The organism is Ruminococcus sp. Marseille-P328, assembly GCF_964249465.1.
In the GTDB taxonomy this organism is placed as follows: Bacteria; Bacillota; Clostridia; order Lachnospirales; family Lachnospiraceae; genus Blautia_A; species Blautia_A faecis.
In genome coordinates, this window is the sequence record NZ_CAXUBQ010000017.1 from 1 (window position 1) to 20,216 (window position 20,216).

At 40.2% G+C, this 20,216-nt stretch carries 14 protein-coding genes; 2 read left to right on the forward strand and 12 right to left on the reverse strand.

From position 1 onward, the window contains the following. Window positions 1-198 precede the first annotated feature (198 nt). Genes ACESTK_RS12640 through ACESTK_RS12650 form a run of 3 tightly spaced genes read right to left on the reverse strand, consistent with a single transcriptional unit; the run spans window position 199 to window position 4,017 of the window. A complete protein-coding gene (locus ACESTK_RS12640; RefSeq protein WP_226854537.1) occupies window positions 199-1,431 on the reverse strand; it encodes a ribonuclease E/G in 1,233 nt (410 codons plus the stop codon). Window positions 1,432-1,451: 20 nt separating this feature from the next. Next, window positions 1,452-2,162, reverse strand: coding sequence for a TIGR03936 family radical SAM-associated protein (locus ACESTK_RS12645; RefSeq protein ID WP_226854535.1), 711 nt, complete (start codon window positions 2,160-2,162; stop codon window positions 1,452-1,454). Further along, window positions 2,146-4,017: a TIGR03960 family B12-binding radical SAM protein gene (locus tag ACESTK_RS12650; protein WP_226854533.1), complete on the reverse strand. Its 1,872-nt coding sequence runs from the start codon at window positions 4,015-4,017 to the stop codon at window positions 2,146-2,148. Before ACESTK_RS12650 ends, ACESTK_RS12645 begins: the two co-directional genes overlap by 17 nt. Window positions 4,018-5,349: 1,332 nt before the next feature. Here ACESTK_RS12650 and ACESTK_RS12655 point away from each other — a divergent pair. Further along, entirely contained in the window at window positions 5,350-5,658 is a 309-nt protein-coding gene (locus ACESTK_RS12655) for a hypothetical protein (protein WP_187565894.1), read from the forward strand. Next, on the forward strand, window positions 5,648-7,048 hold the full coding sequence (locus tag ACESTK_RS12660) for an IS1634 family transposase (protein WP_226854565.1): 1,401 nt from the start codon (window positions 5,648-5,650) through the stop codon (window positions 7,046-7,048). Before ACESTK_RS12655 ends, ACESTK_RS12660 begins: the two co-directional genes overlap by 11 nt. Before the next feature lie 172 nt (window positions 7,049-7,220). On the opposite strand, the gene ACESTK_RS12665 is transcribed toward ACESTK_RS12660, so the two are convergent. The 9 genes from ACESTK_RS12665 to ACESTK_RS12705 form a co-directional block, all read right to left on the reverse strand. Next, window positions 7,221-7,718: a nitroreductase family protein gene (locus ACESTK_RS12665; protein WP_117854227.1), complete on the reverse strand. Its 498-nt coding sequence runs from the start codon at window positions 7,716-7,718 to the stop codon at window positions 7,221-7,223. A 364-nt stretch (window positions 7,719-8,082) separates the two neighbouring features. Further along, on the reverse strand, window positions 8,083-8,319 hold the full coding sequence (locus ACESTK_RS12670; protein ID WP_117854228.1) for a polya polymerase: 237 nt from the start codon (window positions 8,317-8,319) through the stop codon (window positions 8,083-8,085). A 173-nt stretch (window positions 8,320-8,492) separates the two neighbouring features. After that, a complete protein-coding gene (locus ACESTK_RS12675) occupies window positions 8,493-9,374 on the reverse strand; it encodes a carbohydrate ABC transporter permease (RefSeq protein WP_117854229.1) in 882 nt (293 codons plus the stop codon). A 12-nt stretch (window positions 9,375-9,386) separates the two neighbouring features. After that, window positions 9,387-10,304, reverse strand: coding sequence for a sugar ABC transporter permease (locus tag ACESTK_RS12680; RefSeq protein ID WP_118582788.1), 918 nt, complete (start codon window positions 10,302-10,304; stop codon window positions 9,387-9,389). Between the two features lie 97 nt (window positions 10,305-10,401). Continuing rightward, window positions 10,402-11,844, reverse strand: a complete 1,443-nt coding sequence (locus ACESTK_RS12685; RefSeq protein ID WP_117854231.1) for an ABC transporter substrate-binding protein — start codon at window positions 11,842-11,844, stop codon at window positions 10,402-10,404. A gap of 216 nt (window positions 11,845-12,060) precedes the next feature. Next, window positions 12,061-13,635 (reverse strand): helix-turn-helix domain-containing protein, encoded by a 1,575-nt coding sequence (locus ACESTK_RS12690; RefSeq protein WP_173767633.1) that lies wholly within the window; start codon window positions 13,633-13,635, stop codon window positions 12,061-12,063. Beyond that, window positions 13,632-15,350 carry a sensor histidine kinase gene (locus ACESTK_RS12695; RefSeq protein ID WP_195991747.1) on the reverse strand — a complete coding sequence of 573 codons (1,719 nt, stop codon included), beginning with the start codon at window positions 15,348-15,350 and terminating at the stop codon, window positions 13,632-13,634. The genes ACESTK_RS12690 and ACESTK_RS12695 overlap by 4 nt, the downstream gene beginning before the upstream one ends. Before the next feature lie 51 nt (window positions 15,351-15,401). Next, on the reverse strand, window positions 15,402-17,849 hold the full coding sequence (locus ACESTK_RS12700) for a glycoside hydrolase family 3 N-terminal domain-containing protein (RefSeq protein ID WP_373119906.1): 2,448 nt from the start codon (window positions 17,847-17,849) through the stop codon (window positions 15,402-15,404). Window positions 17,850-17,871: 22 nt separating this feature from the next. Continuing rightward, window positions 17,872-20,211, reverse strand: a complete 2,340-nt coding sequence (locus tag ACESTK_RS12705) for a GH36-type glycosyl hydrolase domain-containing protein (protein ID WP_117854235.1) — start codon at window positions 20,209-20,211, stop codon at window positions 17,872-17,874. Between the last annotated feature and the right edge of the window lie 5 nt (window positions 20,212-20,216).

Sequence of the window (20,216 nt, forward strand, 5' to 3'; positions counted from 1 at the left end):
ATCAATATAACAAGCCCCAGCAAAAAGCCGGGGCTAATACTTCAATTATTTTAGGACATTTTCAAAAACGCTTGACAGAGGTTTTGTAAAAAAAATTGTAAAAAAATTTGTAAAAAAATAAAAACGAAAACCCATGTTTCTGGTTTGCTGCTTGTAATAATTTCGAAAATACGAAAAAGGAATTTCTTATAGTTTTATTTAGAGCGTGTTCGAAAAATCTCCTGACTTTATCTGCCTGATCTCCTCTATTACCGGTTTTCTGACTTTCTTTCGTGTCATCTCCAGAATGTGAAGCGGTGTAATATCTATGGCTTTACATTTCACCGGATCCTTCCTCAGATATTTCTGCAATACATGAAAAAGCTCGTTGTTATGATCTGGATTTGTCATATTGATAAAATCAATAAGAATAATTCCGGACAGGTTGCGAAGCCGCAGTTGTCGTGAAATTTCCTTAGCTGCTTCCAGATTGATTTTGCGATAGGTTTCTTCGGCTTTTTTCTTTCCGGTAAATTTCCCGCTGTTTACATCGATGGAGACAAAGGCTTCTGTCTGCTGGATCACAATAAACCCGCCGCTGTTCAGCCAGATTTTTTCCTTTTGAACCTCATCCAGCGCGTTTTCCATGCGGGAAAGCTTGTATAACGGAAGAAGCTTGTCCTGATAAAAACGGGCTTTGCTTTCTTCCTCCGGACTTGTTTCTTTCAGATAGGAAGTAATCTGCTGAAAAATTTCAGGATCATCTGTTACAATGTCTGTGAGATTCTCGCTGTAAATATCACGAAGAGTGGTAAGGTAAACTGGTTCTGTTTCGTAGAGAAGGCTGAAACAGGTGCGGCTTTTGCCGTTGACAGCAACTTTTTCATACAGTGATTTCAGATAAGAAAGTTCCTGAAGGATTTCAGCCTTTTCAGCCTGGGCTGCGTTGGTGCGGACAATCAGGCCATATTCCTTATCCGGACGTGCAGCCTCTGCTTCCAGCCAGCCGGATAAAGTGTGGCGTTCTGAACCAGAGAGCTTACCGGATAGTCCGAACTTTTTTTCTCCTGTGGTGAGCACCAGATACTTACCGGTAAAATTTAAGTTTGCAGTCAGTGCGGGCAGCTTGCCCTTCATGGCATCACGGCTTACCTGCACCAGAATCTGGTCACCCGGACGCAAGGGACTGCCAGGTGCTTTCCCGGAGGCATAGATAACCTGCTCTGCTTCCTGAAGAGGAAAATAACCGCGTACTCCAGGTGCAATAAGAACAAATGCTGCCTGGATATTAGAAGCAATATTTTCCACCTGTCCTACATAAATATTTCCGAGAATGGACTGTCGGGCGGCTGCCTCCAGGCGAAGCTCCATAATCTGACCTTCTTCCTCGATTGCACAGGCATGACATTTGTTACCGCAAAGTTCCATGGTTGTTAGAATTAATTTCGTCACTTGATTCACCTGTTTTAAGTTTATTGAACTTCCACGCCAAGGGATTCCAACGATACAAATTTATGTTTTTTCTCATTTCCAAGATCTGCATATACTTCCAGACGATGAATCATGCAGGCAAATTCCGGAAGCTCCTGTCCAAGCCAGCTGGTAAATGCATCCATTACAGCATCTGGTTTGGTATAGTTGGCACTTGCAGAAGCAAGACTTAAGAAAATGCGGTTGTCATTCTGTAAATTCATTTTGTAAATAAAAGGTCGGATATCTACCTGTTTTTCGCCTTTTTTGGTTTCTTTTGTAACAAGGATCTCAGGCTGCTTTAAAAATTCCGTAATTCTTGTCTGCCATTCATCTGCCGGTGCTTTTCCAGGACGAAATTCCACCAGATAATCAGCTGCTGCCACCAGGGACATTGCCTTGCTCGCTTTTCCATCTTCCACCTGACGGGCACTTAAAACATGAATACCATCTACCATCTGGCTGTTAAGACGTTGACAGATTTCATCAGTAGGAATCGTAGCGGTAAGCTCCATATCGAAATATTCCCCTGTGCTGGTAACGCCCACTCCAAGAGGGGCAGCAAAGGACATGATCATATGAGGGCTGTAACCTCCTGAAAAAGCAATTGGAAGTTCTGCGCGTCGAATGGCTTTCTGGAAGTAGCGCATGGTGTCAAGATGTCCTACAAATTTCATAGGCCCTTCTTTTGTAAATTTAATTCTTACCTTCATAACATACGCCTCCTTCATAACGTCTTGCTCCGCAGCCTGCACATTTCTGACGGCAGTTTGGTGTAACTACTTCGCCTTTTGCCTGTTTCCACTCACGGATCAGGAACTCCTTGGTAACACCTGCATCTATGAAATCCCATGGGAGAATTTCATCCGTGCTTCTCTCTCGGAGTGTGTAGAATTCAATGTCAATTCCTGTTTCTGCAAAAGCCTCTTTCCAGATGTCGTAGCGGAAGCTTTCTGACCAGGCATCGTAGAGGGCCCCTTTTTCATATGCTTTTAAGATAACTTCAGAAGCACGGCGGTCACCTCTTGCAAGGAAGCCTTCCAGTGTAGTTACATCCGGTTCATGCCAGTTGTATTTAATACTCTTCTGGTTCAGCTGTGCACGGATTTCTTCTTTTACCACTTTTGCCTTGTCAATAAAATCCTGTTCTGTATACATTGGAGCCCACTGGAATGGGGTAAATGGCTTTGGAACAAAGAAGGAGGTGCTGACTACGATCTGAACCTTTCCATGGCGTTTTTCCTTGGGAACGGTATCATAATATTCTTCTGCAATACGCTCTGCCAGATGAGCAATTCCCTTCATATCTTCTTCGGTTTCAGTAGGAAGTCCAAGCATGAAATAAAGCTTCACACGGTTCCATCCGCCAACAAATGCCTCATGCGCACCGTGAAGGATCACTTCTTCGGTAAGACCTTTGTTAATTACATCACGAAGTCTCTGGGAACCAGCTTCCGGGGCAAAAGTAAGGCTGCTTTTCTTAATATCCTGAACCTTGCTCATAACATCCAGGGCAAAAGCATCTATACGAAGTGACGGCAGGGAAATATTAACACCTGCGGACTTAAATTCGTCAATTAGAAAGTTTACCAGCTCTTCCAGGTGTGTGTAATCGCTGGAACTTAAGGAACTGAGGGAAATCTCCTCGTGACCGGAGTTCTTCAGCATGGCTCTTGCAGACTCCTTCAGTTCTTCTACATCACGTTCACGGAGAGGTCTGTAGATCATACCAGCCTGGCAGAAACGACAGCCACGGATACATCCACGCTGGATTTCCAGAGTGACACGATCCTGTGTAGCTTTAATAAAAGGAACAACCGGTTTTTCAATCGGGCAATATCCTTTATCCATATCTACGATCAGCTGCTTTTGGACTTTCTCGGGAACTCCCGGACGATTTGGTGCAAAGGATGCAATTGTACCGTCTTCTTTGTATGTGACATCATAAAATGCCGGAACATAAATTCCCGGAATCTGAGCTGCCTTCAGAAGGAACTCCTCCCTGCTGCCTCCGGCTTCCTTATTGGCCTTGTATGCATCAAAAAGCGCATCATACACAGTTTCTCCTTCGCCAATATAAAACAGGTCAAAAAAGGCTGCTAATGGCTCTGGATTATATGCACACGCACCGCCTCCGATTACAATAGGACATGATTCGTCACGGTCAGCTGCTTTCAGTGGAATCTGGGAAAGATCCAGTGTCTGGAGTACGTTAGTATAACACATTTCATATCCAAGTGTGATGCACAGAAAATCAAAATCCCTGACAGGATCCTGGGACTCCAGGGCAAATAACGGGATATTCTGTTCTCTCATAAGCTTATCAAGATCAAGCCATGGGGAATAAACTCGCTCACACCAGACATCAGGGCGTTTATTGAACATATTATAAAGAAGCATCATACCAAGGTTGGACATGCCGATCTCGTAGACATCCGGAAAACAAAACGCCACACGGACATCTATCCCGTCTAAATTTTTCATCACAGAGTTGACCTCCCCGCCGATGTAGCGGGCTGCTTTGTCAACACTGAGTAATATTTCGTCACTAAGTGCTAATTTTCTCATTCTTTTCCTTTCACGATTTGTCACTATTTGCCAAATACAGAACTTCTTCTGTTTAGATTTGGATAGTGACTTTTTTTCTGAATAAGTGGGAAAAATAATGCTCATTTTTGAACCTATTTTTACCCCGAAAACGGCATTTGGTCACTGCGGTACCGGCAGTGGTATATACCGTTAATTATCCTATTATAATACAGGTCATTTCAGAAATTCAAGAGAAATCGTGTGCTTTTGTGGAAATGGTGAAAATTGTCTGCTGTCCCTCCTTTTTTTACAGGATTCTTTTTTTCAATACTAATATGTCATATTTTTTTGTTTCTGTCAAAAAATGTCGGGGTACTTGTTTCTTTGTGGTTATCTGCTTTCTTGGAAAAACCTTTCTTAAATAACCATTCTTAAAAATATTACATATTAAATGTGTAAGTATTCTATAAATATATTTCTTTGTATGGACATCCACCTTACAGGATTAATATGTCATTTATTTGAAATTTTATCAAAAATTTTCATAAAAGATCGGATTCTGAGCGAAAATCGGACAATATATAACTGAAATATAGTTAAATGCTTAGCCAATGATGGCAGAAAGGAAAAAAGAATGAGAAAAGAATCAAAAGAAATGGCTGTTACAGCCGCAACAATGAAAAAAGAGATTGTCAACACTGAGCAATATTTCGTCACTAAGTGCTAATTTTCTCATTCTTTTCCTTTCACAATTTATCACTATTTACCAAATACAGAACTTTTTCTGTTTAGATTTGGATAGTGCCTTTTTTTCTGAATAAGTGGGAAAAATAATGCTCATTTTTGAACCTATTTTTACCCCGAAAACGGCATTTGGTCACTGCGGTACCGGCTGTGGTATATGCCGTTAATTATCCTATTATAATACAGGTCATTTCAGAAATTCAAGAGAAATCGTGTGCTTTTGTGGAAACCCAAACAATTACATATTATACAATATGTTGTAAATATCATATTTCAATTTCACAATATATAGGATTTCAAAGTTTTCGTTTTACAATATGTGTTGTATGGTGTTGACTGTTATGTTTAATTCTTCATGCTTACCAGGGCAGATAAGTGCCTGCATCATTATCATAATAATACCATCCATTTCCTTTTCCAACTGGTTCACCAGCTCCTTCCGCCTGTTGGTAAGGGATATAAGACCCGGTCTCCACAGTTTTGCAGTAACATATGTTCGCTTATTGCTTGAAAGCCTTTTGTTTCCTTGCTTTCAGGCTTTTTTATTTTTAAAAATTAGTCATGTTTTACTAGCGTTTTATATCGTTTTGCGTTATAATAAATATTATACGAAACGGAATGCTTGCCATGTACCTCAAAAAAACACCTAACCTGAATGGTCGAATTCGTCTTTCCATTGTTGACACCTATTACGATAAAGCTAAGAAATGCTCCCGTCAGAAAACAATAGAATCTATTGGCTGGCTGGATGAATTGGAAAAAAAGTATAATGACCCTATTGCCCACTTTCAAAAAAGAGTAGAGCAGCTAAAAGCTGAAAAAGCAGCCAGACAGGCTCCCATCCACTTTACTTTTTATGATTCTGACCGGCTTTGCATAGGTGACGATCTGAGAAAAAAACTTCGGCTATGCCGCCCTGAGCCAGATCTATCATGAGCTTGACCTCCATACTTTCCTAACGAACCGGCAGCGCCACTCAAAAGAACAGTATGATGCCAATACCATCATGAAGATGCTGGTCTATTCCAGACTTCTTTTCCCTGCTTCAAAGAAATCTTCCTATGATGACCGGGAACATTTCTTTGAGAAAACAGACTACTCTTTAGACGATGTTTACCGCTGTCTGTCTTTCCTTGACAAACATAAGGAAAACTTGCAGATCTGGCTAAATGACCATATCAAAGAGAATTATGGCAGGGATACCAGCCTCATCTATTATGATGTTACAAACTACTATTTTGAGACAGATGAGCAAACCGATTTTCTCCGTAAAGGAGTTTCAAAAGAACATCGTCCAAATCCAATTGTGCAGATGGGACTTTTCATGGATAATCAGGGAATTCCTATTACTTATGAGCTTTTTCCCGGAAATACCAATGACTGTCTGACCTACAGACCTAACTTTGGACGCATCAAAAAACAGTTTGATCTTGGCAGAGTCATTTCCGTTGCTGACAAAGGAATGACAACAGGTGATAACATCTGGTACACGATCAACACGCCCACTCATGACGGATATGTTTTCAGTATGTCCATCCGGGGCGCAGAAAAAAGCATCAAGGACTATGTTCTGGAACAGGAAGGTTATGAATGGCTTGGTACAGAATACAAGCGGAAATCCCGCAAGTCTCCAAGAACGATCCAGGTATCCTCTGTTTCCGGCAAAAAGATAAAAAAGCAGGTAAATGAGAAACAGGTTGTCTTCTGGAGTGAAAAATATGCCAAACGAGCAAAAGCAGAGCGTGAAGCTGCACTGGCAAAAAATCCAGGAAATTATACAAGAGCCATATCTTATGGTGCTGCAAAATACGTCAAAAAAGTTGACTATGATAAAGAAACCGGAAAAATCCTTACCGCCTCTTCTGTTCTGGACATTGATGAAGAAAAAATCCGAGGGGAGGAAGCACTGGATGGTTACTATATGCTCTTAACCAGCGAAATGGAGACATCTGACGACGAGATTATCGATATGTACCGAGGTTTATGGAAAATTGAAGAATCTTTTAAAGTAACCAAAAGTGAACTGGAAGCCAGACCCGTGTATGTCTGGCCAAAAGAACATATCGAAGCACATTTCCTTACCTGTTTTGTAGCTTTGACAATCGCAAGAATACTGGAAAATAAACTGGAGAGAAAATACAGCATCGGAACCATTTTGGAATCTCTGTCAAAAGCCGAATGTAGTTTAATCCAGCAAAACTACTATCTATTTGATTATTACGATGAAGTTCTAAAAGATATCGGAAGAGTTACAGATATTGATTTTGGGAAACGTATCCGTACTCTGGGAGAAATAAAAAAAGTTTTAGCAAAGACCAAAAAGTAGAAAAAACGCCATGAAAATCTGACAAAGCCGAAAAACCGCCAAGCCCTGTATTTACTGGGTTTGACGGGTGTTTTATATCCATTTAGCTGCAAAAGTCAGGATATATGCCTGGTTGTCAAGGGGAAATATCTGTAGTTAGTCCCTACTATACCAAAAACAAGACTGTTCAAAGTTATTCAACAAAATGAATCCTTGTTTCATCAAAACGATTCTGCTGTTCTCGTATTTCTGCCGGATACCCCAGTGCAAACAGAGAAAATACTTCCAGATTTTTCGGAAGATTCAGTATTTCATGAACCAGGTTCATTCTGTCCTGCATCGGTGCAATCCCAATCCACACACCGCCAAGTCCCAGTGCATCCGTTTCCAGCCAGATATTTTCCTGGGCAATAGCCATATCAATCTGAGCCATATCCTGTACAACCAGACCTTTCGTGCGATACACCGGTACAATGACAACCGGGGCTTCTGCTGCACATCCGGAATATGGGGTTGCCTTTGACAATTCCTGTATTTTCTCTTTGTCTGTCACTACATAAAATTCCCATGGCTGCTGATTACATGCACTCAGTGCCTGCATTCCCGCCTTCAATATCTGTATGATTTTTTCTTTCTCTACTGCCTTATCCTCATATTTTCTGATACGCACCCTGTGAAAAACATTCTCCATATTATTTTGCTCCTTCTGTATACATTTTTGAACTTCTAGTTGTATCATACGATATATTTTTTATAAAAACAATCCAGAAATTTGTGCAGTTAATAGACGCTTTATGTTTCCGCGCAATTTTGCGTTGATACTTTCCTTCCAATAACGTATAATTCGGAGACAGCTGGAAAAGCAACCGGCTATTATATTATAAAAACATACGATTGGAGGGCATTGATATATGGAAGAAAACCAAACTCTAAACAGACCATAATAGAACTGCATTGTATAAAGATTTCCTTCGTAAAACGAAACTTCTTTATACAACGCAGCCTTTCCTTTAACTTTGAATCGTATGTAATTTTTCAAACAGGCTCCAACACTTTTATTTAACCGGAACCAGGAATTCCTTCAACAAAGCATAATCCTCTGCATCATAGCATACGATCTCATAGGATTCTATGTCCGGGTTGCTGAATACTCTGGTAAGCCCAATATACTGTGTCAGCTTGGAGGCAAGATTTAACACGTCTTTCACGTCTGTAATCAGTTCCACTCTTCCATGGCATTTCTCAAGTGCTCTGAAAAAGCCGTCAATGTTCTGTATTGATTTTACACGCATGGTTTTCACTCTTTTGAATTTCTTTTTTTCTTCGACATTAGAGCATGTTTACAAAGTACTTCACTGCTTCTTTTCATGCATCTTGTCAATGATATTATTTTAACACTATTTAAAATATTTTTTGCAATTCTATTTTTGTCATCATAGTTTCTATTTGGGAAACTATAATGATCTCACCCCTTCACAGCACCAACCGTAATTCCTTTTACCAGGAATTTCTGGAAAAACGGATATGCAATCAGAATTGGCAAAACTCCCAGAAATGCAATTGCCATACGCACTGATGTAGAAGGAATCTGTGCCATTACGCTGACACCAGACGCGGAAGTCTGTTTGATCATATCAATATTTCTCATAATCTTTGTTAACAATACCTGAATGCTGTAAAGGCTGTCGTCTGACAGATAATACAGACCATTCATCCAGTCATTCCAATATCCGAGACCAACCAGAAGTGCAACAGTTGCAATAATTGGTTTCGCCATAGGAAGTACACATTTCACAAGAATTGTCCCTTCACGCGCCCCATCGATTTTTGCAGCTTCGATAATTTCCATAGGGATACTGGATGTAAAATATGTTCTCATCATAATTACATTGTAAGCATTCAGTAAAAGATTGGGAATCAGCAATGCCCATATTGTGTTCTGAATATGGAAATTTCTTGTCCACATAATATAGGAGGGAATCAGACCACCATTAAACAGCATTGTGAAAAAGAGATAAAAAGCAAATATATTTCTGCCCGGAAGATCTTTTCTGGATAACGGATATGACATCAAAATTGTCATGATCAGATTAAGAACCGTTCCCACAACCGTAACACCAATAGAAACGCTGTATGCTTTTAACAGTGCACCAGTGCTGGAAAATAAATATTTGTATGCAGAAAGATCAAACTCTTTCGGCCAAAAAGTATAACCATATACTGACAGTGCCGATTCAGAACTGAATGACGCGGAAATCATCAAAAGAAACGGAGCCACACAGCATATTGTCAGCAATGCAAGAATTAAATTGGCAAAAAACTGGAATATTTTTTCGTTTTTATACATAGGTGCCTCCTTTTAAAACAACGCGCTTTCCGGATCGACTTTCTTTACGATCAGATTCGCTGTAATAACAAGTATAAATCCGACTACAGATTGATATACTCCTGCTGCTGCAGACATTCCAATGTTATTTGTCTGCATCAAACCACGATATACATAAGTATCAATTGTATTTGTCACATCAAGAAGTGTTCCGGAATTCATCGGAATCTGGTAAAACAGACCAAAGTCAGAATACATGATTCTTCCCACACTCATCAGTGTCAGAATTACAATCGTCGGTTTAATCGCAGGCAAAGTGATATGTAGGATCTGCTGCCATCTTCCTGCCCCGTCAACTCTTGCTGCTTCATAGTAAGTCTTATCAATTGCAATAATCATTGCATAGTACATAATACTGTTGTACCCGATATTTTTCCATAAATTAACGATTACCAGTATCACAGGCCAGTATTTCGGCTCATTGTACCAGGAAATTTTGTTCATTCCCAATTTTGCAAGAATCTGTGTATTAATATAGCCGTTTCCTTCACTGAGGAATGCAAATACCAGATAACTGACAATTACCATCGAAACCAGATACGGAATCAGAATACAGGTCTGATATATTTTTTTCGAAATCTTTGATCTTATTTCGCAAAGAAGGATTGCTACCGCAATTGCACACACAGTTCCTAAGACAATAAAAATAAGATTATAGCCAATTGTATTTCTCATAATGATCCATGCGTCTTTGCTGGCAAAAAGAAATTTGAAGTTTTTCAGTCCGATAAATGGGCTTCCATAAATTCCTTTCTGGAAATTATACTGACGAAATGCCAGTGACACGCCAGGCAGCGGCACATAATTATTAATAAAAATATATATGCAAGCCGGAAGCATCATCAGATACAAAGGCCAATAGCGTCTGATTTTTCTCATTTTACTTTTCATGAACAAACCTCCTCGTTTTTCTATTCAAACACATGCACTGCTAAGTGCATTTAAAAAGGACAGGACGAAACCGGCCTGTCCTTTTTATTCCCTTTACTTATTTCTGTTTTGCCAGATATTCATCCAGCTGTCTCTGTGCCTCTTCATGAATGGTTCTAAGACCAGCAGCTTCCAGTTCTTCAATGAATTCCGGAATTGCTTCTTCAGGATCTAATGCGCCCCACTGTAAAGGAGTTTCATACTTCTGCTTTACGTTATTACATGCAGTAATTTCGTTCATAATTGTAGAAGTATCCAGAACAAAACCAAGAGAAGTTGCACGTGCTGCACTATCATTGAACTCTTCAAGTTCCTGACGGACAGCTGGATCTTTTCCTTCGAATACTGGAAGAATATTTAAGTTCGGCCATGCCCACTCATATGTAGTATAAGTGTCTTTCACACCATCCGGAATCTTTACAACAGATCCTTCTTCTACCCATTCATAATTAACGCCTTCAATACCATATGCAGCCATTGTAGCTACTTCCTTATCGGAATAAAGCAGGTTCCACAATTCCATTGCTTTTTCCGGATATTCACAGCCTGCAGGAATACACCAGATACCTTTATTACGCTCTGTATCTTTAAGAGGCTCTACAAACTGGGCTGAAACAAATTCATGTCCATTGCCTTTTGAGAAATCTGCTTCTTTACCAGGAATCAGGTTTTCATAATCAGCAAATCCAACTGTGCTCATCGGACTGTTATCTGTGGAAGTAGCAGCATCTGGCATCAGAAGTCCTTCCTGGTTCCACTGGTACATATAATTACAGAAATCCTTCCATTCCTGTGTCTCATACTGGCTTGTGATAGTGGTATCACTTGGATCAAATCCATTTTCAAGTACAACTAGTCCATTATAAATATCATCAATGTGGAAGGTTTTCTGCATTCCGCCACCAACCCATGATGGAACAAGCGGATATAAATCCGGATAATTCTCTTTTACTTTTACAAGTACATCATGAAAATCGTCCATTCCTTTGATATCATCTGCATTGATTCCCAACTCATCCAGAATATCTTTTCTCATCATGACACCTGAAGCTCTTGCTTTGTCTCCATTGCTTGGAAGGAAATACATCTGGTCATCGAAATACAATGCTTTGGTATCTTCTTCTTTTACCATGGCAGCTGCGTCTGGTGCATATTCTGTATACAGATCATCCAGCGGAAGAAGCATTCCAGAGGATACCAGTCCGCTACGGTCAAGATTATGTGCACACACCAGGTCAAGTTTTTCGCCACTTGTCATTGCAAGATTCAGTTTTTCCGTATCAATTGTCTGATAGATTTCTACTTCTGCTCCAATTTTCTCTCTGGTGATTTCGCTAAGAGCCTCAGATACTTTTTCGCACTCTTCTGTTGAGCCTTCGCCAAACACCCAGATTTTAAGTTTTACAACATCATCATCTGCTTTTACTGCTACTGCCGGTGTAAATGCAGAGCATGTCATTAGTGCTGCAAGAACTGCTGCCATCATCTTTTTTCTTTTCATTTTTTCCTCTCTTCTGCACAGAAATAGATTTTATGTTCGCAGGCTTCCATGCATTGTCTGTGCTCATATGCTTTTGCCTCTTTCTGTTCTTTATTTTATCGCCCTGCCATATTTAAATCTATCAAAGAAGCATCCAGTATTGTTCTGTTTACGTTTACTTATTTTTTATTGATTATTTTTTGTTCTTTTTCCGCACATTTTTGTTCTTTTTCCGTTCTACGCGTTCCGTTCCGAGGATGGTGTCGTACCCATAACCTTTTTATAAACTTTACTGAAATGAGAAAAATTGTCATAACCAACTTTAGCTGCGATCAGACTGACAGGCAAAGATGTGGTAATCAACAGATTTTTTGCAGCCTTCATTTTGGTTAATGTAATATACTCCTTCAAAGGCATTCCTTTTTCTTTGTGAAACAGTCTCGAAATATAGTCCGGGCTTAGATAGACAGCTTTTGCAATCTGTGCACACTGTAAAGGAGAGTCCAGATTTTCACGGATATATTTTTCGATTATAGCCAGGCTGTTATCGGATGTTTCAGTTTCTGAACATGCCGAAACAAAAAAAGAAGTAATTTTTTTCAAATAAGCCGCAGCTGATTCCAGTGTAACAGCACTGCTGATTCCAGCCACATCTTCAAAAGCCGGTAAGGAATGTGCCGGAAGTTCCAGTTTCCGCGCGGCACTGTAAGCGCAGTGATAATAATTTTTGCAAAATTCAACCAGAGTATCGTGATTCAGTTTATTATTTATGTTTAAGGATTGAAGATACAACAATGCTTCCTGCTCTGCTTTGCCCGCCTGATTGCCAGAAAGATACATTTCGAATTGCGACAATAACTCCGGTTCACAGTATGTAATAGTTTGTGGAACACTTGCCGAATCAGAAAAAAAGATACCAGAACTTTGACAGATATTATTTTTCCTTTCTTCCTGCAAAGCGGCAGCTGTCCTGGACAACTCGCTTACCTGGAAAGAGGGACGTGTATAAAACGCGCAGGAACAGGAAAATTGCCTGGTAATTCTGGAATAGATCATATTTAACCGAGCATAATACACGTCTGCATCCATTAACTTATTTTCCAGGCTGTAAATAAGTATTCCAATAGACGTTTTATCTGGAAAATAAGACAATATCTGATGTTGAAACGGAGAGAAAAAATCTCTGAATATTTCTTCTGTACTTTGGCGCCATTCTTCAAAAGCTACTGGAAAGGAATGCCATTGTTGTATCTGAACCCACAAGAGATAAACGTCTGAACCAGCTGAAACCGGAATCTTCATTTCCTGAAGAAAGTGAAGCACCTGGTCAAGATCCGTTTCCTTTCCCATAAACCAGTCATTTAAAAGACCTTTCAACAAAGCATTTTTCTGGGGTAAAGCTGCTTTTCCAAAATTCAGCCAGGTCTGCTGCTGTTCTTTTTCCTGAATTCTTTTTATGCTCCGTTTAATAGCAGATTCAATGTCTTCATATCTTGCCGGCTGAAGAATATAATCAAAGCTTTCTAATTGAATTGCTTCCTGCGCATAGAAAAAATCAGCATGGGAAGTCAGAAAAATACATTCAAACTGGTAATGATTCTCCCTGCACCAGCGAAGAAGGGATAATCCACTTTCCTTTGGCATCTCAATATCTGTTAACAGAATATCAATAGGGTGGGAAAGAATAATTTCCCTGGCTTCGGATGCATTTAACGCCGTATAAACATTATGTACCAAAAGAGCACTCCAATTCAGACCTGATTTTAATGAAGAGAGTACACTTGGCTGATCATCTACTAATAAAATATTCATGATTCTATCTTCCTTTCCCGAAAAGGTATCAGAAGTTCCACACATCCCTGGTTTTCTATGTTATAAAATGCCAGAGTGCTTTGATTTTCGTAAATCATCTTCATGCGATAATATATGTTATAAATTCCTACATTGTAGTCTTTATACAAAAAATCATGTTCTTCCAGATGGTTCAGTGTATTCAGAGCCTCTAAAGGAAAACCTCCGCAATTGTCTGAAATTGTAATATTCAGATAATCCTGCTGCTCTATAGATACATGAGCAGTCTTCAATTGTATCTTAATATGAGATCGATCCTGACAATGCTTGATACTATTTTCTACAAAAGTAAGAATTGACAGAGGAGGAACCAAAACATCTGTTGTATCTGCCGAGATATCAATTCCAAGCTCCGGCCAACAAGAAAAATATAGCTGTTGCAATTTAATATAGCTGGATACAGAGTGAATTTCTTCTTCCAGACTGACCAGTTCAATGTTATTTCGAAAGATATAACGGAAATATTCTGAAAGAGCCAGAATGCTTTCCTGGATCTCGCCGTATTGTTTCTTTTCTGCCATGCCATACAGGCTTTTCAGACAGTTGAGATAAAAATGAGGACGGATCTGCAACTGAAGATACTGCAGCTGTGCCTGCTTTAAATCCAGTTTCTTTTCATATGCTTCCAGTTTTAAATCATTGATTTTAGTCAACATTTCATTAAAGGCCTGACCAAAGCGCTGCAGTTCCAGCAGATCATAATTGTCATTTACACGCAGCGATAAGTTTCCGTTTCCAACTTTTTGCATAGTTTCCATAAGCGTATTAATTGGATAAATCAATTTTCTGTACAGATACATTCCGATCAGGGATATTGAAAAAAGCAATGCGATCATACAAGAAATCAATACTTTCTGGAATAAATTCATATGTGACCAGATTCCCTTGTATGGAAAAATGCAGCAAAGCTGTAGATTATATTCTCCCACTGGTGAACTGATAAACTGATATGTTTTTTTATCAAGGGTTATTTTTCTGACAGGATTATCTTCATATGGAAATAGCAGTTTCCTGGTGACAAATTCTGAGGTATAAGGTGTTCCTTCCAAAGATGCATAAAAAAGATGCATATCCGAATCAGACATACCCGCGAACAATGAGAAATTATCCAGAGACGGATCCACCATAACAGCACAAATAGTAGTGTCATACCCGATCATCCGGATCAGTACCACCCGGTCTGAAAGCATAAATGGAATCCAGCGATTGCGTTCTTCTGACAGATGAATCGGCTGCATAAAGTAATCCTTGAGCAGTTTCTGGTCTTCATAGGAATAATGTTGCTGGAAGGAAGGATAATAACAATTATCACTTTTTTCTTTGCTGTACAGAAAAAATCCTCCAAGGCAGGAATCCTGCGTCAGAATCGGACGCAGGATCTGTAAGATTGTATAGGCATTCTGGTACTTTTCCAGTTGCGTGTTACTATAATGGAACGAATGAAAAGGAGAGCCGGGTACAACAAGATTATTAAGCTGAGTTTCCGATCGTTTCAAAACTTCTTCCATATGAGTTGTAACCTGCGACAGCTGGATTTCCGTATCTGACTGATCCGCATGAATCTGCCTGCTGATAGTATAGCAGGTCAGCACAAGAAGCAGGATAAGAGCCGGGATAGATACAGAAAGAAAAGAAATATTGAGAATCTGTTTAATTGTCTTCGGATTTTGTTTCATAATAATCTCCTCCTTTCCGGTTCCCACTTTTTCTTTCGTGAGGATTCCAAATTATGGGGTTACCTTGCTGGTCATATCCAGAAGATGGCTGACTGCATTCTCAAGCTCTCTGCGAGTCACACGCTTTTCCTGTACCCCCTTTAATATCTGGGCAATTACAGGAGGGCCTCCTGGCATGACAATATCGTTTCCAGCAGCAACAGCATCTGCTCCGTCTGTTACAATATCCATATCCCCCCAGTCGGTTACCACAGCTCCCTCAAATCCCCATTCTTCACGAAGAATATGGGTGCACAGATCTTTATTTGCTCCTGCAAAAATACCATTTATCTTATTAAAAGATGTCATAATACACGCAACCTTAGCATCACGAACCAGCATCTCAAAGGGCTTTAAATAAATTTCCCGGGCTGTGCGCTCTGTCAGGATCGAATCTACTGCATCATAATTTTTTCTGCTGCTTCCCCTGCGGAATGTTTCCTGCTCATTTACTGCAAAATGCTTCGGACATACCAGCACCGGATGATTCTCCTGTACACCCTTGGTTATCTCACAGGCACATATTCCAGTTAAATAAGGATCTTCTGAAAAATATTCAAAATTTCTTCCGCAAAGAGGATTCCTGTGTAAGTTTACAGCTGGTGCAAGCCATATATCCACTTGCTTTCTCTCGCATTCTTCCCCTATAGCATTTCCAAATTCATACCAGAGTTTTTTGTCAAATGTGCAGGCGATCAGCATTTCCGTTGGCCATGCTGTCTCTCCGATTCCAGCTGGTCCGTCTTTATAAAAAACAGACTTGATACCCTTTTCCTCAATCGCAGGAGAAACATATCCGGCATATCCAACCGGATGGCTGTTCGTGGTCAGAGGTGTCCCGTTTTCATCTAAAATTGTAGAAGGTTTACTCAGATCTCCTGCTGCTGCAAAAGGAATTCCAGGTCCGTATCCCACACAAAGGGCAGCCAGTTCTTCTATGGAAAATCCAGAAAAATTTCTTGTTTGCACTTTACAGTTATGTACTTCTGCTGCTTTTTTCTGTTGATTTCCTTTTTTAACTGTATCTACTCTCTCTGTTCTCTCTATTACGTCCGCTATTTTCGTCGTTCCATCAGGTTTTTTATCCTTTGTTAAAAATTTAAGCTTTCCACAGTTACAGGATGCTAACATCAGGCAATTCTCACATTGCTCCAGAACATAATCCTGTTCTGTTTGCATAAATTTTCCACAGACCGTATTTCTGGAAGAGTTTCCCACACGCAGTGCATACTCCCCTTTTTCCAGCACCCATGCGGCTCGCTCTTCTTCATATACCGCCAGTTCTTTCCATGGAATTGTAATGCTAAGCACTTCCTCTTCACCAGGAGCCAGCTGAGAGGTTTTTTCAAAACCTCCCAGAGCCTGCATCGGATGCTCACATCCTTCCTGATCCATTTTTGACCAATAGACCTGGGCTACTTCTTTTCCCGGCACAGCTCCTGTATTTTTCACACGGACAACAACTTTTATACCGTCTTTTTTCTTTTGGGTACCTGTTTCTGTAATTTCAAATGTCGTGTATGATAATCCGTATCCAAACGGGAATAACACATTTTTCTGAAAAGTATCAAAATACCGGTAACCTGCATAAATGTTCTCCCAGTAAACCGTTACAGGACTTTTCTCAAATCCCCTGCTGCCATTTTCCTCTGCGGATAATCCATAATCCTCATACGTCATGATCTGATCCGGATGTTCCTTATCCCATGAAAAATGTGCAGATGAAGGATAGTCGTTATAATCTTCTGCAATAGTCACTGTCATTTTTCCAGATGGGTTCACTTTTCCAGAAAGAATTCTGCCCAGGGCAACCGCACCTCTTTCCCCGGGAATTCCAAGAAACAATACACTTTTGATGCTGTCATACTTTTTCAGCCATGCCAGATCGATCAGACCATTTACATTTAATATAACCACAACTTTGGTAAACTGACTGCATACTATGTCTACCAGTTTTTCTTCTTCCCTTGTCAGGTAATAGTCTTCTGTCAAATGCCGGTCACATTCCTCACCACCGGAATTTCTTCCCAGAACGATCACTGCGGTATCTGTTTTTTCCGCTGCCTGTTGAAGCAGATACTCTGGCACTTCATATTCTTTAAGCGGAGCACGGTACTTTCCAAATATTTCATACATGATTCCACAGTTCATAGCCTCATTTACTTTCGTCCAGTCAAAAGTATCCTCTTCAGAAACCTTTTCCTCTTTCAGCTTATATGTGTAGAATCCCTTTAATAAAGCTTCCGGAATAATACTGTTTTTTTCACACTCGTCAAGAATCGTAGGACAGCCGGCAATATGAGCCCCACCTGAACCGTTTCCGGAATACAGCATTCCAATTTGTGCTCTTCCGAAGAATGCCACATCTTTCTGTCCGACAAATGGAAGAAGATTATCTTCGTTTTTTAGCAGTACCACAGATTCTTCTACTATTTTTTCTGCAACTTTTTTTTGATTCATTCTCTCTATTGCTCCTTACTGGTTACTGCTGTGAAATTTTCACTTCGACCTCATGCATCTTTCCATCTCTGAAATCTGGCAATACAGATTCCAGGCACGGCTTTCCATCTACAAAAAGACTTCCTTTTCCGTTCTCCACATGCTGTGGATTTTGAATCACAATGTGATAATCGGCTCCTCTGAAATGTCTTGTCATCTCTGCATTTTCCCATTCTGCCGGAAAACAAGGAACAATTTTTAAGCCTTCATAATCCCTCTTCACACCCATGATTCCTTCGTATATTCCCATCAGGCACCAGACAGATGTTCCTGTAGTCCAGGACTGATAAGACTTTCCGTAATATCCTGGATGTGTAGAGTAGCAATTGGTAAAGACATAAGGTTCAGCACCGGAACGTGAAGAAGGATTTTTCTCACTGTCAGGCATTATTTTCTTTAATGTCTGCAATGCTTTTGATGCTCTTCCCACCTTACAATCCATCAGAATCTTAAATCCTGTTGCGTGACAATAAACACCGCCATTTTCAAACAATCCGGGAAGCATTCCTGACATTCTTCCTACATGGGCATCGTAAATCTGGTAAGGCGGATCGTTCAATGGAAATCCAAAATCCCGCTCCATTTCATCAACGGACCGAAGCAGTTCTGGCAGCTTTTCATCATCTGCTACATCTGCCAACACAGCCCAGGTCTGGGCATTCAAATAGATTTTACTGCCTTTACTGTCCTTGGTACCTATATCTCCTTTTCTACTCAAAGCTCTAGCATACCAGTTTCCATTCCATGCCGCCTGATTGATACTGCATTTCATTTTTTTGTACTCTTCTTCCAGGAACTGTGCATATGTATGATCACCTGCATATTCCATCAGATTTTTCAGTTCCCGAAGTGCCAGACAGAACTGATGGGAAAGCATCACAGATTCTGCCTCTTCATCATCTGTAACATTCAGTGCGTCGTTCCAGTCTGCGAAAAATATTTTAACCAGACCGTTTTCACCTTTATCTGCAATCAGTCGGTCAACAGCTGCTTTCACATGCTCCAGCACTGTAGCTTCCCCACCATCCTGCCAGGCTGTCTTTTTTTCCAGCAATGCCAGATTACCAGTTTCTTTGATCAGTTCACATACTGCCCAGATGATCCAGAATGGCTGATCTGAGTAACGGGTATCATCATAAGGATACCAGGTCAGTACCGCATGCCCATCACGGAACTGATGTCTCAGACACTCTATAATCTCTTCTTCTGCTTTTTCCTGTCTGTAGTTCAAAAGTCCGACTGCGATCTGCAGATTATCCCGGACTCCTTTTTTCCCGACAATACAAAAATCAGCCTGCTTTTTCACCCAGTTATTCATAATATGGTTTATTTTTTCATCCGGTGTCTTAATTGACAGAGAACTGATTTTTTCATAATTGTATGCTGCTGCTTTTTCAAATTCCTGCTGTACTTTTTCCGGGTTTGATCCGTACTGTTCTACTACTTCAATCGCCTTTTCACATGACTGGCTGATTCCGAACAGCACATGAATTTCTTTTTTCTCACCTGGCTGTAACTGAATTTTATGCTGAAGCACTCCTCCAAGGATAAAAAGTGCAGCTTCTGAATTCGTGCAGTCTCTTCCCTGTACCACTACATCTGGCCGCTGAAATAACGCACATGCAGATGCATCCGGCATTGTTAAGGTCGATAACGAGCCACAGAATTTCGTCAAATCTCCATCATAAGCATATACTGGTTCCGTAGAAGCCAGAAATCCGTGATAATACTCATGTGGGGCAAACGGATGTGCGGAATCACAGTAAATTCCATTTAATTCTGACTGAAAACCAGTATTCATACAACGGTACATTTCGTAGTATCTTGGATAAGAAAATCCTTCCAGCGAAAAGCTGACAGCCGAAAACATACTGAGATTACGTTCCTGTTCTCCCTTATTACAAAGCGTCACTGTCCACATTTCATAAAGTCCCTTTTGGGGAACAAAAATTCTCCAGGAGCCTTCTATTTCATCTTTTTCTGATCGTATTTCTGAGTAGCTGATGTTGTGTGTACAGCTGTAATTTTCAACTTCCGCATTTAATGGTCCTTTTCCAATGTTCCAGCAGCTTCCACTTTCATCATCTCTTAAATATACATATCTGGCATCATTTTGATTAATCATGCACATATCTGCTTTTTCGCTGAGGAAATAGCTCCGGCCATGACCGGTCTGGGAAATCTGGGCACAATACCGGTCTTCATTCCATAAATAATTATACCAGTGTCTTGGCGTTGCCGGATCTAGTATCTGACAGCTGTTTCCTTCATCCGTAAACTGATACAGATCAGTGTTTTCCAGCATTTCTACTGATGTCTTCATAGCAA